The 17386-nt window shown below is 56.9% G+C and carries 13 protein-coding genes and 2 pseudogenes; 5 read left to right on the top strand and 10 right to left on the bottom strand.

Annotation, left to right across the window (positions count from 1 at the left end; genetic code table 11):
• The 4 genes and pseudogenes from ACIPUD_RS33565 to ACIPUD_RS33550 all read right to left on the bottom strand — a co-directional run.
• A pseudogene (locus ACIPUD_RS33565) lies at positions 1-202 on the bottom strand (ISL3 family transposase); the annotation flags it as partial.
• Positions 203-838: 636 nt separating this feature from the next.
• Complete coding sequence (locus ACIPUD_RS33560) at positions 839-1546, bottom strand: PRC-barrel domain-containing protein (protein ID WP_377791812.1); 708 nt, start codon at positions 1544-1546, stop codon at positions 839-841.
• Positions 1547-1691: 145 nt separating this feature from the next.
• Positions 1692-1856 (bottom strand): hypothetical protein, encoded by a 165-nt coding sequence (locus tag ACIPUD_RS33555; RefSeq protein ID WP_446482353.1) that lies wholly within the window; start codon positions 1854-1856, stop codon positions 1692-1694.
• Positions 1857-1961: 105 nt separating this feature from the next.
• Positions 1962-3118, bottom strand: a pseudogene (locus ACIPUD_RS33550) (sensor histidine kinase).
• 334 nt (positions 3119-3452) lie between these two features.
• Here ACIPUD_RS33550 and ACIPUD_RS33545 point away from each other — a divergent pair.
• The gene (locus ACIPUD_RS33545; RefSeq protein ID WP_377791810.1) at positions 3453-3899 is read left to right on the top strand and encodes a hypothetical protein; all 447 of its coding nucleotides are present in this window, start codon (positions 3453-3455) and stop codon (positions 3897-3899) included.
• A gap of 204 nt (positions 3900-4103) precedes the next feature.
• Complete coding sequence (locus ACIPUD_RS33540) at positions 4104-4289, top strand: DUF2934 domain-containing protein (RefSeq protein WP_377791809.1); 186 nt, start codon at positions 4104-4106, stop codon at positions 4287-4289.
• Positions 4290-5225: 936 nt separating this feature from the next.
• Here ACIPUD_RS33540 and ACIPUD_RS33535 read toward each other — a convergent pair.
• From ACIPUD_RS33535 to ACIPUD_RS33525, 3 genes are all read right to left on the bottom strand, one after another.
• Positions 5226-6212, bottom strand: coding sequence for an ABC transporter substrate-binding protein (locus ACIPUD_RS33535; protein WP_377791808.1), 987 nt, complete (start codon positions 6210-6212; stop codon positions 5226-5228).
• Positions 6213-6691: 479 nt separating this feature from the next.
• Positions 6692-7195 carry a T6SS effector amidase Tae4 family protein gene (locus tag ACIPUD_RS33530; protein ID WP_446482352.1) on the bottom strand — a complete coding sequence of 168 codons (504 nt, stop codon included), beginning with the start codon at positions 7193-7195 and terminating at the stop codon, positions 6692-6694.
• Positions 7196-7545: 350 nt separating this feature from the next.
• Complete coding sequence (locus tag ACIPUD_RS33525) at positions 7546-9105, bottom strand: winged helix-turn-helix domain-containing tetratricopeptide repeat protein (RefSeq protein WP_446482351.1); 1560 nt, start codon at positions 9103-9105, stop codon at positions 7546-7548.
• Between the two features lie 155 nt (positions 9106-9260).
• Here ACIPUD_RS33525 and ACIPUD_RS33520 point away from each other — a divergent pair, with 155 nt between their 5' ends.
• Complete coding sequence (locus tag ACIPUD_RS33520; RefSeq protein WP_377791805.1) at positions 9261-9983, top strand: hypothetical protein; 723 nt, start codon at positions 9261-9263, stop codon at positions 9981-9983.
• A gap of 101 nt (positions 9984-10084) precedes the next feature.
• The gene (locus ACIPUD_RS33515; RefSeq protein ID WP_377791804.1) at positions 10085-10435 is read left to right on the top strand and encodes a hypothetical protein; all 351 of its coding nucleotides are present in this window, start codon (positions 10085-10087) and stop codon (positions 10433-10435) included.
• 136 nt (positions 10436-10571) lie between these two features.
• Here ACIPUD_RS33515 and ACIPUD_RS33510 read toward each other — a convergent pair whose 3' ends face one another.
• Complete coding sequence (locus ACIPUD_RS33510) at positions 10572-12146, bottom strand: winged helix-turn-helix domain-containing tetratricopeptide repeat protein (protein ID WP_446482350.1); 1575 nt, start codon at positions 12144-12146, stop codon at positions 10572-10574.
• A gap of 160 nt (positions 12147-12306) precedes the next feature.
• On the opposite strand from ACIPUD_RS33510, the gene ACIPUD_RS33505 reads away from it, so the two are divergent.
• Positions 12307-12549, top strand: a complete 243-nt coding sequence (locus ACIPUD_RS33505) for a DUF1127 domain-containing protein (RefSeq protein ID WP_446482349.1) — start codon at positions 12307-12309, stop codon at positions 12547-12549.
• 283 nt (positions 12550-12832) lie between these two features.
• Here ACIPUD_RS33505 and ACIPUD_RS33500 read toward each other — a convergent pair whose 3' ends face one another.
• Both ACIPUD_RS33500 and ACIPUD_RS33495 read right to left on the bottom strand, forming a co-directional pair.
• Positions 12833-13720 (bottom strand): alpha/beta hydrolase, encoded by an 888-nt coding sequence (locus ACIPUD_RS33500; RefSeq protein WP_446482348.1) that lies wholly within the window; start codon positions 13718-13720, stop codon positions 12833-12835.
• Between the two features lie 2296 nt (positions 13721-16016).
• Positions 16017-17345 (bottom strand): adenylate/guanylate cyclase domain-containing protein, encoded by a 1329-nt coding sequence (locus tag ACIPUD_RS33495; RefSeq protein WP_446482347.1) that lies wholly within the window; start codon positions 17343-17345, stop codon positions 16017-16019.
• Positions 17346-17386: the final 41 nt, after the last annotated feature.

The raw sequence follows: 17386 nt of genomic DNA, 5'->3' as shown, positions 1-17386 counted from the left end.
CCCTTCTGCCCGCTGACGGCAAATCAGCCACGTGCCGGATGTATCGGCTATGGATTCGGCGCGACGCTGTCGCGCACAAAGGGCATTGGGCCTCCGCAGCCTCTGACCGAACAGCCAGAATAACCGACTCCATTGAGTGACTTACACCATCAAACACCAAACCACTCGGTACTAGCGATGAGATTTGAAAGCCCGTACGCATGGCGCTGATTCTCCGTTTGAGAACCACAGTCGCCCGGCAAACTTCATCGGAAATGAGTCAGACCCAAAATTGGACGCCGATACGGGGTCAACTTTGAACGCCGATTGACAGCCGAAGCAGCCCGTGAAAGGGCCAAGTCGCTGTAATGTGCTTGTGAACTCGGAAGGAAGGCGTCGCGAGGCCCGCGGCGACTTTTCTGAATTACTCCGCCTACAACATCAGCGCATCAGCTGGTTAAGGCAAGCCGCTGTCTGTGACGCTGCTGTGGTTGGCTCCGGAGTGCGCCGTCCGTCCAGTCTCTCTACGGAGGGCAATTCGAGCAATGGCCGGCCGCTCTGTGCCGGTGCGCTTCATTGCAGCCGCCGGGTGGCGCCTTAACTTCCACCGCTTAAGCCGGAAACCTGGGGGATGCCAGTTTGTCAGGCGACCCGCGCATCGGAGTGAACTTCGTATCACTCCGCTGAGCGCGTTTGCAGTTTGGGCAGACGATAAGGTGGGCGATTATCGACTTTCGCGTACGAGCTCCGAGCGAATCCATCGAGTCCTCCTGCAGAAATAGCCAGAGCGGCTTGAGCGCTGAGAGACGCGATGATTGAGATCGAGCTGTGGGAGGCACATCTACTAAGTGATCAGCACCTATGGCTTTACAAAAAATGCATCGTTGTGGACGCGCCAGGTCTGGTCAGAGAGCCACTTGTAGTCTTGATCAGGCATCACAGGGACAGTTTTCATGACTTCTTTTGCAATAGGAAGAAAGAAGCTCGATCGATCCTGCGTCACCTTGAGAGATCGGATCGGGACAACAATACTGTCCTTGCCGGTGGTGAAAAACCCTCCGGACGCGACAATCGCGTAGTCCGTTCCATCTTTGGTGCCGAACACGATGTTTCGCACCTCGCCAACGATCTTGTCGTCGGAGCTACGAACTTCGGCCCCAATCATCTCGTCGGTCCTCAAGCCGGGCGTAAGTTGATCGATTTTCATCAACGGCTTGGCGCCTTTCTTGTCCCTGCTCCCTGACGATGCCCCGCGCCTGGCTTTGGGTTCGCTATCAGCCATTTGCTTGTCGGCCGCCTCTTCATCATTGTCCCCAAGGGATCCCATAGGCGGTCCGGCGATAAGTTCACGAATGTTGGCGAGGAGACGCTCACAGTCTTCGTGACGTCCATAGGACCGAAGCGTGAAAGCGGCATCTCTCAAACTTCGGAGGTCGCGCACGGACTGACTGTTGGCCGGGCCTCGAAGCCGGGGATTTTGCTGAATCGCCTCCTCAAGCCCTGCGTCCGCAATCTGGCAATCAGCCAGCGCCTGGTTGACACCGGCGGCAACCATTAGCGCAGCCATGAAAAGTGTTCCTAGGGTCTTCATTGCAACCTACCTTTCGGCCGTTCGAATTGTTCATCACACCGTGCTTGTTAGCTCATGGATAGCGTCGATAATTTGGATGGGCATGTAAGGCTTGGGGATAAATCTTGCTTCCGCAGGAAGATCACCGGCTCATATTTTGAAATACCCTGAAGTTGCGGGGCATATCGATGTCGGTGAATATAAGGCGGACATTGGAGTGGTTTTCGAGCAGCAGAATAGCCTCGTCCGCGTTGGCTGCCTCCAGAATATCGAAGCCGGCGGCTTGGAGCATGTCGACCGCATCCATGCGAATGAATGCTTCGTCTTCGACAAAGGACTTGGATGGTTGCACGGACCATGGGCATACGAGGGGAACTCTCAAGAATCGACGCCGACACCCGGGAGCGAGGTTTCAGCTCGCATCACGCGGACGTGCAGGATGGTCGAGAGCAAATCTGATCGTGAACAGCGCTCCCCTTGGTATGTTTTTTGAGATCGTGAACTCGCCCATAACTGTTTGACGAGACCGCTGATAACTCGGAATCCGAGGCTCTTCCGAGGCTGATTGATGTCAAATCGCTCGGGTAGCCCTGCGCCCTCATCGGAGATTTCGACGCGCAGATGGCTGTCGATTTCGCGGGCGTCTACCATGATGACACCCGGCCCATCGACGTAGGCGTATTTAACCGCTTTTGTGACGAGCTCGTTGACCAGCAAGCCCAAAGGAATGGCCTTGTCGGCGGATATAATTATGGGATCCGATCGCGACTGAAGCCTGTGTTCCGGCGTCGAACTCTGAAGGTTTTGGCAAAGATGACTGACAAAGTCCGGGAGATCGACAAATCCAATCTTGCTGCCTCGCCAGAGATGATCATGAACTTCCGCGATTGGACGCGACGCGGCAGGCCCACGACTGATGTGAGGCTGTTTTTGACCCGATGGCTCATCTCTCGCGTCAGCAAGGCCTCGTGATCGAGGGCTTCCTGAAGCTTGGCATCGGCGTGTTGGCGTTCGATGGCGATTCCGAGCAGACCTGCAAAGCCTGCGAGAAAATCTGCATCTGCGTCGTCGAATTGTCCGGGATAGTGACTCAGCTTCGAGGACACCGAACGGCGCGTCGCCCTCGCCGCCGCGCCTGATAAGCACGTTGATCGCGCCCTTGATGCCATGTTCGGCGAGAAGATTCGGGGTTCGGAAGCGAGTCTCATCCTTCAAGTGGTTGGAAATCACCGATTGCCCCGTCTGATAGGCAAAGCCGGCGGGCGATTCGATATCGGCGCCGGGCGTTACATGATCGACCGTGCCCGCCGGCCAACCGATGCCGGCACGTACTATCAAACGCTGTTCATCGGGAAGATATTCGAGAACCTTGGCGTAAGAGCATCCCAGACCGCGAGCACTGAGTTCGACCGCGTGCTGAAGAATCTGCCGGAAGTCTCGGGTTTGAAGTGTAGCCGTACCGAAATCCCTGAGGAGAGCCTGTTGGCGGCGACGGTATGGAAGCTCATCCTGTCGATCCTTGAAAGCATCGACGGCCGTAGACGAAACCAGCCCCGGTTCGGAAGTCATTTAGTTGCCAATTCTGGGTAGCGTCTTCGTCAAGGCGATGGCCATACATGGTGCTTAGAGAAGCACCGTTCCAACGGCCGGAGGAGGACATCGACAACGCTGTCGGCAGCTCATGGTTCCTATGCAACGTCTGCCTTCTCCTCAGTTTCATTTGCGGCGACAACAAACAGGAACGGCGCTTCGTTCGTGCGGCTTGCTTATCCGAGCAGCGGCCTGTCCGGCGCGGCTCCGCTACATGCCTACGATGGCTTGCGTTCGGATCGGTTGGCGCCGCCGATAAGCCGTAGTGCTATGAATACATAACGAGGTGGGGCCGAGCTCGATTGGAACAAGAATGAACGCCGAGCAGCTGGCTGAAAAATTTCGACAGAAAATATCCGCAGCGGTCGCCGAAAAAGAGAGGCAGGCGATTATCGCCGCAGAAAACAAGGACAAGAGAACCGCTGACATCGAGCACTGCAAGCAGGCGATGGAGCGGGAAGTCATACCTTTTCTGGAGGAGCTGAAGCATCATTTGGGGGAAGAGCAATTCTCCTTTGCTCCGCAGATTGAACGCAACGATCACCGTCCGGTCGGGGTTTCTTTCACCGTGGGTAATGGTGCTCCGACCAGCATCTCAACCGCATTCGGCAATATCGTTGTGACTCGCATCGGCGACAGCGGAACCAAAAAGGGTATTCCTTTTGTTTTTGCCCCTGATGTCGAGCCCTACATTTCCAACTCCGGTGATCTGACGCGAGCTAAGATCGCCAAGCTGGTGGAGATGGTGATTGAGGAGTAATGGAGAGCCAACACGGACTGACTCTTGAGGAGAGTCCCGCGGACAGAGATTAACGCAGTCACTGGGACAACTGAGCACCATGGTACGTTCTTTTAGGTGTGCTTCCGATATGCGATCCCCTACCGTCTCCCGTGACGGTTCGCCGAACGGCCCAAGGGCAAGTTCCAATGAGCAGCCGCCGCCGCAACATCAAAGGTTGAAGACATGTCCGATTCCGACGCTCACGACGATCAAGAACGGCGCATCCAAGAGCGGGCCTACCAGCTTTGGGCACTCGAGGGCCGCCAAGAGGGGCGAGCGGAAGAATACTGGCATCGGGCTATCGAGCAACTGGACGCCGACACACATGCTGCCTATCCGCCCGTTGCTTCCAGGGGACACAGGACTTGATCTCCTAGAAACAACTTCGCGGCCATTCAAGAGCAAAGACGGTCCTCTGAACCGTCTCGCCATTTGGCGGGAAGTCTCGTGTTCGGTGTTATGCGCGATGATGATCGCCGCGTCATCGACGAAGGTGGTAGAAGCGGCTCAGCTTAAGGCATTCCGCGCATTTGAAGATGCGAACTCTTTTGACCTGCCGGCTTCGTCCCGCGGGGGGCTTGGGTGATGGCTTCGGCTCCTGCGGTTCATTGTCGTTAGACAAGGCACGCCCAAAATCTATGGGCACTAAGGTCGGCAACAGATCAGTACCTGCCTCTACCTGGGAACAAGTACGCGACATCATTTAGCAGCGCGGCATCAAGGGCGGCCATTGAGCAGCCCCTTGCTCAAGGCATCACCGCCAAGGACGGGTGAAGTTCACTTCCTTAGGATAGGTTTCTGCGCGTCCCAATTGTTTTTGCCGCGGCCACTTCAATTGTAGCTGACACGGTCATGATCGGGCCCCTTTAGTTCTTACGAGATAGACAGCTTCTCAGTTAGCTCCGAACGGCTGTGGTCTCACATCCCCTCGGCCAGATATCTCTCATCGCAGCGTCACGCGCAGCCGCGAAGTCCGAAAGGTCTTCGCCCTGCTCGTCGAGGATGGCCGGCCGAGTCCTGACAGTCGAAGTAGAAGCGCATGTGGGCCAACACTGTCCTGGGTCCGGGCGTTCCTATCTGACCAAGCGCCGTCCCAGGCGATTGTACTTTCTCAAAATGAGCCGTTCGCTACAAACGCGCATCCGTTCACTCCCTCAGGGGGAGCGCGATGCGTTGGAGTCCGCTTTGAGTCAACATGCGAAGAACTCAACCTGAGCAAATCGGGTCCGCCATGCCTCAGTGAGCGGACCTCGTGGGGCGCCGCTGCCTCTTCGCTGATGGGCCAGTTCCGGGCACCTCCCGATTTCACTCAATCAGTTCGTCGGCCTCTATGAGAATGGATGGTGGTACCGTGAGGGTGAGTGCTTTCGCAGTTCGCATGTTGATGACCAGCTCGAACTTCGTCGGCCGCAGGACTGGAAGATCGACCGGTTTCGCTCCGCGGAGGATCTTGCCCGCATACACTCCGACCTGGCGGTAAGCGTCGGCGAGGCTGGCACCATAACTCATTAGCCCGCCATCCGCTGGAAACTCTCGAATGTGGAAGATGCCGGGCAATTTGCGAGTAGACGACAGAGCAATGATCTTGCTCCGCCGAGAGTCGAAGAATGGATCGTTCTGCACCATCAGCGCCGAAACGCCAGCTTTAGTCAACGCGACGAAATCGGCCTCGATCTCAATATCGGTTGTTGCGCTCTGCACGATTACCTCGCGGTCGAGCGACTGAGCTGCGCTGACTACCGACCGCCGGAACTCGTCGAACGCTTCCATTCCGAAGGCCGGGTTGAGCAAAAGCCCCACAACGCGAGCCGAGGGGACCAATGTGCAGAGAAGCCCCAGCCGTTTGGCGCCCAGATCGCCCGTGAAGAAGTTTACACCAGTGGCCGTGCCTGGCCGATTCATACTTGCGACCAGACCGGCGCGCACTGGATCCTGGCCGACGACGAAGACAAGCGGCACAGCGACGGCCTCCGCCTTGGCTGCGAGTGCGGCCGGATCGCCGGTAGCAACAATGACCGAAAGCGGTCGGCTCCGCAGATCGGCGACAAGGGGTCCCAATTGACTGTAATCGCCCTTCGCCCAGCGATACTCGATGGCGACGTTACGGCCTTCGACATAGGCCATTTCTTCGAGCCCGCGGCGGAAGGCATCCATGTGAATCGTAGCTTCTTCGGGCGAGCGCGTACTAAGAAAGCCGATCAGCGGCTGCGCAGGTAGTCGCTGGGCGCTCGCAGCAACCGGCAACGTTGCCGAAACAGCCGTAATTCCTCTAATGAAATCTCGCCGCCGCATTTGTCGCTCCAAAAATACGCTGCGATAGGAACAGCGATGCACAATTGTCAGGACTCGCTTCAAAGGTGAATTTGCGCTGAAGTTCTCAGGCTGTCCATCTTGCGTCCCCGTCAATCGCATCGATCGACCCTGAGTTCGTGATTTCCGAGCTACCGCCGGGAGCGGACATGTGGCTGCACTTCCACAACTGACGCAACGGGCCACAAGCGGAATCGCAGCAACCGCGATGGTCTATCAGAAGAAATTAAAAGATGAGATCTGAGGAGCGAGCCAAGTCAGCTGCGATCACTCCGGCAATCAACGGATACTTTGACGGTCGACGTCCTGGTGCTTCACGGCCAAGCAAAATTACCGAAAGCAACGACGCCGAAAATGTGGGTGACCGTCCGGGTGGAGCACGAAGTTCATGTCACCGCCAAGGTGTTGCAGGCATAAGCCGGCTGCCTACTAGCCGATATAACCCTGTGCTTTTCACTACGTTACGAATTGAGGTCCCAAAAAAAGACTCTGTCGTTTGTCACTGCCGAATACCAACTGCCAAAGTACAAGTCAGCATCGTGTATCTGCCCATTTACCCAGATGTCCGTATGGCCGATGGTACTGGTGTCTGTTGGTTCAAATATGATCACCCCGTTTCGGCTCCCCAGTTTAGATGTGTTCGGAAACATCTGTCCGGAGCCATACCTATTATCGAGGTACTGCCGAAGATCGAGCGTCGAAAAAATATACTCCCAACCGTCGTCGTCCATAAGAAACCGAACTTTTTTGACGAGCACGCCACCTTTTCCGTAGTCGCCATCGCAATTGATATAGTGACCATCGACGTGGTTGAATGCCCAACTGATTTTCGAACCGCAGGTATTCTTGTGCCCTGGTTCGTCGTGAAATTTCTTTATGGACCCGTTGATCATTGTTTTGAAATCGTCGGTCATACTTGGATGGTTAGCCAGCAAGGCGTTGTAGCCTATGTTGATAAAGCCCATGATTAACCCTTGCCGTTGAACCCTCAGCGTCGCGGTATCCGATGAGAGAGGTATGCGTGCGCACACTGTGGTTTGGCTATCTTGCCTTAGCCATTGAGCGGGTCAACAGCTTTTGCCGAAGTAGGGTGTTCGTTTCGCGCCGACTAACCGGCCGCTGTCGCGTTCGCAAGCATCTGGAACGCCGGGAAGCAGATATGGCCTGACTTCGCTTGTGGGTCATTCGCGTCGACTGCTCGGGTCTTCCCAATGTCCGGTCTGGCCTCAACTGCCGACCTACAGGGCGCGATAGCGATCTTCGCCGTCGGGCCAGAAGTGGTCATCGATCACCCCGTCCGCACAGCGCAGGAAGGTTATTCGGGCAGCCCCGCTTTCCGAAGGCCCTCGATCAACAGCTTTGAGCTTTTGGGGACCCGGGCGATATGCGCCGATATTGTAAAGACGGGATCGATCTCAAGCACACGCGCCGCCGCGGCGTGCGCCTCAGCGTCGCGTCCGAGGTGGGCGAAGGCAGACGCGAGTCCACGGCAAGCCGGCACAAAGGAAGGATTCTGACGAAGCGCTTTCTTCAAGACAATGATCGCCTCGTCAAACCGGCCAAGGCCTATAAGAGCATGCCCAATGCCCAGAAACGTCATGTGTAGCAGCGGGTCTACCGGGCTCATGCGAATCGCACGTTCAAAGCTTTGGATAGCCTCTTCGGGCAGTCCCGCGATTGTATAGACCCAGCCTCTATTGTTCCAAGTGCGCCAGGAATTCGGGTTGAGCGCGACCGCCCGGTCAGCCATTTCGATTTCGGCTTCACTATCGCCGACCAGGCCCGCTGAGATTACGGCAACCCTTGACAACGTGTCGGGGTCATCATCATCGAGGCTCAATGCCAAACGTGCAAGCCGAATTGCTTCCTTGGCGTCGAACTCGGGATCCTTGGCATAGCCTAAAGCGAAGTTGCTCGCGTGACAGTCACCTGCCAGAGCCGCTGCAGAGCTAAACCTCGGGTCTAGCTCCAAAGCGCGATGAGCCAGCTTAATCGCCTCGGCCAAACTTTCACGGGTCGTCAGGTAATACTGTTGCATGGCTCGGAGAAAAAAATCATAGGCAGTGAGGTTCTCTGGTCGCCGCCGCACAGCCGTTGCAATCTCTGTTTGAAGCATCTTTGGCTGAACGGCCGAGACAACGGCGAGCGCAACGTCGTCTTGGAGAGCGAAAATGTCCGTCAGATCACGCTCGAATCTGTCCGCCCATAGATGCGCGCCTGTCACCGCATCAATTAATTGCCCTGTGATGCGGACCTTCCCCGATGCCTTGCGCACAGCCCCCTCAAGCACATAGCGCACGCCGAGCCTGCGTCGGACTTCCTCGATATCGACAGCTTTGCCTTTGAAGGTGAAACTTGAGTGACGTGCAATAACGAACAGAGACTTAAAGCGAGAAAGCGCAGTGATGATCTCTTCCACCATGCCGTCGGCGAAATATTCCTGCTCGGGATCGCCGCTCAGGTTCTCAAACGGCAGCACAGCGATAGACGGTTTGTCGGGGAGCGCAAGGTCGGCTTTCTGAAGTTCTAACTGATTATCGGCAACTGCTGCGCCTGCCGGTTCCTGCACTTCCCGGACTGCTCCGACGAAACGGAAGCCCTTGCGCGGTAGTGTTTTTATGAAGCGCTGTTCCTCGCCGGAATCGCCGATTGCAGTCCGGGCGGCATTCAGGCGGGTTGCCAGCGCCGCGTCGGATATGCTGCGCCCATTCCAAATGACTTTGATGATGTCGTCCTTGCTGACAACTCGCTCCCTGTTGCGGATCAGGTAATTAAGCAGATCGAACACCTGTGGTGCGACAGGGACGAGCTCCCCCTCGCGATGCAGCTCGCGCCGATCGGTGTGGAAGACGTACTCCTCAAACAGATAGCGCAACTTCCATCCCCGTTGCCAGTCTCGGAGCGACGCTGCGCCCCTGCGCCAGTCGGAATGAAGAGAATAAGCCGCCGATAAGGAAAATGTAAGCCGCTCGTAAAGCGCACCGGACCGCGCTTCGGCAGTCTAGCCGAGAAAACGTAGCGGAGGCGACGATGAGTGCGACCTACGACTCCAAGAGAATGCGACGGGCTGGTGCATTTGCACAACGGAGTGCCGGCTTACTTGTCTGCTCTGCGCTTGTCGTCGCCTGCGCCAACGCTGCTGAAGCCCAATGCTCGGCGCAGGATGTCCTGCGCAATCACCTGGCGCTCAAGGGGGCTCCACCAGCCCGCGACACTCGGACTTCATTCAGCTCCGCCGCGGAGGTTCCTTTCTGGAAGAGGATTACTGTCGGGACCTTTAGGGATTTGGCCGCTCTTCGCGACGCGATGAGTGCACTGGGCTGCAGTGTTGGGAGCTCGGCTGACGAGCTTATCGGAAGACCGGCCTTTACCCTCAGCGGGAAGAAAGCCGAGGTCGAGCTTGTTGCCGTGTCGCCAGCCGAACTTGGCTTTGAGGGCAAAACGGCAGCGCTGCGGGACGTCTATGCGCGCGCGCAATTGCTGGGCCTTCTGCTTGCGCCCGCCGAAATCGCGCCGCAGCTAAGACTTCAGTATCTGGACCAGCCGATCGGCGAATTCCTTATCCTGGCGATGGAGCCGATCAGGACATGGGCTGGTGAACCGGTCATCCTAACAGTGGCGAATGGTGGAGCGGGCCTCATTCTGATCGGGCAGGACGGCGAAGACGGTTTGGACCTGCCGGTGAGGTCGCGTTTTGTATTCGTTCGCCCTGGTACACCCAGCCTTCCACAGGCAGCGGCATTTGCTCCATAGCCAGAGGTAAAAGCGATTTTGTCGCTTCCGTTCTCCGCATATCGCAGAGCGAGACAGCAGATCGGCGCATAGCGCGCTTGCAGCACGGTAGAGAGCAAGAAATGTCCGCTAGAATACAAGCAGCGCTGATGGTTGGCCTGATTGCGGTCGCCACACCGGTGCTCGCCCGCGATGACGGACGCTACGCCAATTCGCCGCTGAAGCCATGGTTCGAGAGCTTGCACAGCGAGTTTGGGCAGTGCTGTACGAATGCCGATGGATACATCGTCTTCGACGCCGATTGGGAATCCGACCGTGGCCATTACCGCGTCCGCATCGAAGGTGAGTGGGTCGTGGTTCCTGAGGGCGCCGTCCTAAAGCAACCGAACCGCGCCGGTCCGACTATGGTATGGAAGCACTACATCGATGGCCATCCGCGCGTTCGCTGCTTTCTGCCCGGCAGCATGATCTGAGAACGTACGTCGGAATTCCATGCAGGGAGTCCGGGTCGCGGCGTTCTGAATGACCGTGCTTGAGCCAGTGAAGTCGTGGCTTTGCAATTCAGAGGAATTGCAATGAGATCAGAACTTCCAGAACAGTCGCATGCAATTAGGGGGGGAGACCCATGATGCGGCAAGCTATCGTTATTTTTTCGAGAGGTTTCGGCTGGTAAAATCTAGCGAGCTTGGGAACGAGCGTCGAGAGGCGCAGAGCCGGCCCCGCTTCTATCAGGCGTGCACCGATCACTCGGGCTTCCTCGACCCTGCCAGACATTGCGTGGCAAGCCGCTAGACTAAACTGTGCGTTGAGATAGTTGGGCCGGTGCAGCACAGCCAACTTGGCCCATGATGAACCGTCTTCGTATCGATCTGTCAAAAAATGAGCAAACGCTATTCCGGTCTGCATCAGAAAAAGAAACGGATCCATAGGGCTTAAACGCACGCCGGCATGGAACTGTTTGAGCCCCTCCTCAACATTGCCGCGCCGTATGTGTTCCCAGCCGATACTATATCGTGCAACAGCCAAATTTGAATTGAGCTCATGCGCCTGGAAAACAAGGGTCGTGCCCTCGTCGAGCTCATACAGTACGCCGGCAATAGCCTGCCCGACCCTCACAAGGACAGTTGGATCTTCCTTATCGAGCTCAATTGCGCGCCTCGCCAGCCGTCGGGTCTCATCGCGTTCCTGATCCGCATCGACGGTCCAGCCGAAGATCTTTCGTTGCAGGCAGCAATAAGCGCCCAGCGCGTATGCTGCGGCCAATCCGGGATCGATCTCGACGGCAAGCCGGGTCAGTCTGAGGGCTTCAATGTTTTGTTCGCGAGTGAATTGATAGAAGCTTGAGAGTGCACGAAGATAGTAATCGTAGGCCTGAAGATTTTCGGTTGGCTTGCGTTTTGCGCGCTCTATCTCGGCCCGCTCCAATTGAGGAACGAGTGCGCCAATCACGCTACCCGTCACTTGGTCCTGCAGATCGAAGATATCACTGAATTGGCTGTCGAAGCGGTCCGCCCAGAGGTGGGCGCCCGTCGTGGCCTCGATCAACTGTCCGGAAATGCGAACCCGGTCGCCGGATCTGCGCACGCTGCCTTCGAGCACGTACCGAACGCCTAGCTCGCGCCCGACCTGCCTAATATCGATAGGCTTGCTCTTATAGCTAAAAGTAGATTGTCGCGCGATGACGAACAGCGATTTGGACCGTGAAAGGCCGGTGATGATGTCCTCGACCATACCATCGGCGAAATACTCCTGCTCTGGATCCGAGCTCAGGTTGGTGAATGGGAGAACGGCGAGCGACGGCTTGTCGGGAAGTGTGAGGGCAGGTTTGGCGGTCTCCCTTTGGAATTCGTTTACTGCCACCGGGGGGGCTCTGTCGGCTTCCTGCACCGTACCAATAAAGCGATAGCCCTTCCTCGGCAACGTCTTGATCAGACGCTGGCGCTCTCCGGAATCGCCAATCGCGGATCGAGCTGCATTTAGCCGGGTCGTCAGCGCGGCATCGGACACGAACCGTCCCTTCCAAATGGCGGTGATGAGCTCGTCCTTGCCAACTACGCGCTCGCGGTTGCGAATGAGATAGTCGAGCAGGTCAAAGGTCTGTGGCGCCAGGGCAACGACGTTTGTGTCGCGGTATAGCTCGCGGCGGCCGGAATCTAGTTCAAGATCTTCGAAGAGATAGCGCAAGATGCGAAATCCCTCTAGGCGGTCGCCGGTTAAAGGCGGCAACAATTCGGAAGTAAAGAATAAGCTGTCCATAAGGAAAATGTAAGCGGCACGTCAAGCGTGTTGGGCCAAATCTTGGCAGCTTATCTGGGTGGAAACAAGGCACCCGAGGACGCTGCAAATGAGCACGATTTACCAGACAACGGGCTTGGTCCAGACGACCGTAGAGCAGCGACGCAACGTGGGTGCGTTCATCAATTGTTGGACCGCCTTTCAGGAATGGCGAAAATGGGAGCGGCTGCGGCGCGACCTTTGCAACCTGAGTGATCGGGAGCTGATGGATATGGGCATTGCGTATTCAGAGATCGATTACGTGACCTCAAACCGAACTACGAACCCGCGAGGTATACGATCGGCCGAATGATGTCGACCGACGGCAGCGATGGACAGTCCCTCGGAAACAGGCCGACGCGAGCCGCGTCGCGGCCCAGACACCGACTTCCGGTATGGATCAAAATGCGAAGAACTCAACCTGAGCAAATCTGGTCCGCCATGCCTCGGTGAGCGGACGTCCCGGAGGGCTGCCGCCATTTCCCCGATGGGCCACAAGTTGACGTAGCGTTTCGCTCAGACACGACGAACCAACCGCAGGTGAGATCAGGAACGTTTTGCTTCGTCGAGAAATGCTTGGACGGCTTCGAAAAGCTTCAGCCGATTTCGCTCCAGGCGGAGTGGGTACCCTCAGCCAATAAGACATAGCGCTTATCGGGTGCGTTGACCAACAGAGGGAACAGGGCTTGCGCCATGTAGGGCGGGGCGTCCTTGTCCCATTCGGCCCCAACCAGCAAAGTGGGCACCGTTATCTTTGAAGGATCGTAGTAAGGCTTGCCGGCCCCAGAAAATTCCATGCCGTCTTGTACGACCCCGTTGGGCGCCCGGACCACCGCTGGCGTCATTTGAGCGCCAACGGGATCCGTCGCGAAGGTTGCATCAGCCCAAGCGTCGAACCATCCAGCCGGAATTAGGGTTGCCTTCTTCGCCTCCGGGACGCCGGTGTACCAACGCTGCTTGGACTGTTCGCGGTTGACCATCCGATAGGCACCGAGGGGACCCGGACCGGTCTGCACCAGCGAGGCTGTCTGTCTGATCCAAATCGACGCATACAAAATCAGCCGCTCCACTTTCCGCGCGTTCTGGGTCGTGTATGTAGCCATAAGCGTGGTGCCCCACGAAAAGCCTAGCAAGTTCAGCCTTGATATGTTGCGCCGCTGTAGGATGAAATCGACCGCCGTACCAATGTCCTTTACGGCGGTGTCACCTCGCACAATGGGTGGATTAGCTTCAGGCTTGTCGGCCATCTCAGGTGGGCGGCTCGATTTGCCGTAACCGCGCAAGTCCAAAAGCCAAACGTCGTATCCGCGCGCGGCCATATACTCCATCCACGAGACACCATCGAGCTTGAGGCCGAACGCGGTTTCTGAGGGATATGTCGCGCCATGAACATACAACACCGTCTGCTCGGGGCGGAATATTGTCATGTTTGCTGGTCGCTTGTTGCGGACGTAGATTTCGATCGCCGGATCGCCCGTTTTCACCATCATCTCGTCTGTGACAAGTGGGGGCGTTTGTGCGATTGCAGGAGCAGCAATTGTAGCGAAAATGAGCGCTCTGATTGCAGCAATTTGAAATCTCAATATCGCCTACTACATTTCGTTAATCAAAATCTTCCGGATGTTAATTGTAATCTCGAATCACCGCCATCAAGAAACGATCAACATTTCGGTGGACCAAGTCGGATCAACAACCGGACTACGTTAGCGCTGTTGACACTCTCTCCCCTCTTTTCCCTTCGTTGTTTCGTTGTGCAGCAATGTGAACAGGTTCACGTTGGGCGCTGACCAAGAGCGCCTAGAATTTGCGGTGCGCCAAAGACATTTTCAGCAGTTATTTAAGAGGAGAAACGGAATGGCCGAAAACCCTTCAGTCATCAATCTTGCTCCAGATTCACTTGCGTTTCCGCTGTTCCTTGGCGCGATGGTGGCATGTGGCCTCTATGCGCTTTCATCGCTACTCCCGACATGCACGCGGCGGCACAACAGCAACTTGTGCAAGCATTAACGGATGAGAATCGTTCGTTTTGCGAAAGGTTTGGAATGCGTGTGGGGAGCAACGAATTTGTTGCGTGCAACGAGGGCCTAGCGATTGTTCGGCAAAAACAAGCTGCGCGCGACAGCGCGGCGGCGAACGGCTTTTAGCGTTCGCCTGCTGTTTGGTTGTGCTGCGTGACCGGGGCTCCGCATTTGCATATTGAATGGGGCGTGAGGTGTCCCGGTCAAGATGATCTGCTGGGTCAGTAGATCAGCGTGAAGGACAACCACGCCGCGACCGACGCGCAGAGACAAATTCCAAGATAAGGCAATGCAAGGCGCATCGGGCTTTCCCCTCCGAGACGCAATCAAATATGGACCATCATTGTGTCATGCTTGGACGACGACTGCTAGGATCTTGAGTCGCCATCGGCGGTCCGCTAGATACCGAGCAATGGTGCCTCGGTTTACTGTTGCGCTGGCTCGCTGGAGCTGCCGGAGCGGCCCCCGCCGTTACCTCCAAAGCCCCCCTGAAGCCGGGGCCGTTCTCGTACTTGGCGAGATCGGCCTCACCGCGGCTTCCTACTCTTTGAACGGCGGTCGCTGCCCAAACTGCGTTCGCTGTCCCGCGGAGGCAGTAGGCTGGGGCTGCGTCGGTGTTTCCGCTCGTTTGCGTTTCGCACGCGACTTTATAGCCAATGCAGCGACGTACGCGGCCGCAAACAAGACTAGCCCAACCACGAGCTCAAGGATCAGAAGCTCCATGCCCACTGGTATGCAATGAAATCGTCAATGGTCTTTTAAGGTGAGCCGAAGGGCAGATCGACGCCCCCGGGGCAGCCAGATCACGGTTCGGTGAACGAAGTCATTTACTGCCCTCCCGAAGCAGTCCGGAAATGGTCGGAGTTTAAATTCTGCTCGTTTCCGAGCAACGAGTGGATTTCAAATGTTCGCGCCTCAGTTGATTGCAGTGGTGCTTGGCGCCGGCATTCTCTTTTCGCTGTTTTCGGGCGATTTTGGCGCCGACGTGGTTCTCGCCCTCGTCGCTTGCCTCTCATAGCGAGAAGCCCCGCCGGCGCGAACCGGCGGGCCGTTCGTTCGGCTCTTGATGGAAGCGCTTGCTTAGGTTGGCTTGCACTACATACGGGCTCCAGAAACAGACCGGCTGCGATAATAGCATGCAGGATTGAGCTGTGGCGCGTGGCGATTATTCGATCTCCTTCGCCAACTCCATCTTAGAAGATCGATTCTTTCCGTCTCCTGCCGAAGAAATTAATCCTTGGTAACGCTTCGCGGCCGCCCATGGCAGCGCAGCGCTAACGTCTGCAGTGGGTCACAGGCTGCCCTTGGTGATGATCTCCATGTTTCTGCCGGTCAAATCTGCTCGCTTCAATTCCTTCCGGAACGGCGAGTCCTGGGCGTGGGCTGCAAACGAGCAGAGAGAAGCAACAGAATTCCAAGTATGAATCTCATCGTATCCTCCCACTTTGAAAAACTCTGCGGCCTAACAGACGATGCATTAAGCCCGAGAAGGGAGTACAGCTCAAGGCTGATCGATTTTGCGATGCGCCAAGCTGTGCCCAGGAGCTTAGCCTTCTTGGATGGAACGTTGCCCTTGTGACAGCCGCTAGCCGGCGAAGAGCGGATTAACGTTCGTCATCCGGTGCTTTGGCGTGCAGGAGCCAAAGCGTCTGTGATCAAGTCCGGGGCAGCTACAAGCTTGCTGCATTGCAGGAGTGCCTTCAGAAGCTCGCAACCACTAATGCCCTCCAAGCGCAAAAAGCGGTCTTTCCGCCTTTCGATGCTAACCGCTCGCTGCAAAAAGATCCCAGCGGCCAGGAAGACCCTTCAGTTCGAAGGAGCCACGCTCGGCAAACTTCAGACCAGCACCCGCGACGAGATCGGTGACGACACGAGACACCAGCACCTCGCCGGCCCCGGAATGCGACATCACACGCGCAGCGGCGTGTACCGCAATGCCGCCAATGTCATTGCCCCTGATCTCGATCTCGCCCGTATGCAGTCCGGCGCGAACGGGAAGACCGATCTGTTTCGTCTCCGAACCGATTGCGATCGCGCAACGCACGGCGCGGCCAGGCCCATCGAACGTCGCGACAATACCGTCGCCAGTGGTTTTCACCAGGTTGCCGCGGTGCTTACCCACCATCTGTTGCACGAGCTGATCGTGGTCCCCAAGCAGCCGGAGCCAACGCTGGTCGCCCATCGCTGCGGCGCTGCGGGTGGAATCGACGATATCGGTGAACAGTACGGTAGCGAGCACACGTTCCAGCTCAACCATTCCGTGATCACGATGGCCTGTGATGAACTCCTCTATATCCCCGAGCATGGTCTCGATATCGCCCAGCCAGAACGCGTGGTCGTCACCCGTCGCGTATTCGATATACTTGCCCCCCGGAATTGCTCGGGCGAGCTTACGTCCGAACTCGACCGGCACCTGAAGATCAGCTTTGCGATGGAGCACCAACGTGGGTACCTGCAGTGTCGGCAGAATTGCGGTGACATCAATCTGGCGATTAAGCTGCAGGATCGTCCGCAATGCGCCAGGGCTGCTCGCCAGCCGCTCGAACCGTCCGAATTGCGCGACGGCCGAGGGTTTGCCCGCTTCGCTGGGAGCAATCGTCTTGATCAATTGGCCGGCACCCCAGTGCTTCACGATCTGCTCGATGCGTACTTCCCATGCTTCATCTGAGAACCGATCTGCGGAGCGGCTAAAGCAGCCAATCAGAATGAGATGGGATACTCGCTCGGGATATGTTGCGGCAAACATGATGCTCATGCAACCGCCTTCGGAGAACCCGACCAGGGCAGCACGCCTGGAGCCGATTGCGTCCATGATCGCGCGGAGATCATCCATGCGCACCTCCAGCGACGGTGCACCCACCATCCGATCCGACAGCCCTTGCCCTCTTTTGTCGAACGTCACGACGCGCGCAAAGCTCGCCAAACGACGGACAAAGGAGGTGAAACCGTTTAGTTCATGCACGAATTCGATATGGGAGACAAAGCCCGGCACCAGAATCAAGTCGATTGGTCCCTCGCCCATGACCTGATAGGCGATACTGACATCGCCGCTTTGGGCGTAGCGCGTCTCGGGCAGTTGGAAATCGGTCATCGTGCGAACCCCGGGCCAACCCCATTGTTGCCGCTCGAATC

The sequence above is a fragment of the Bradyrhizobium sp. CAR08 genome, assembly GCF_052871955.1.
The sequence above is the reverse complement of the archived record's forward strand: the minus strand, read 5'-3'. Positions and strand labels throughout refer to the sequence as shown.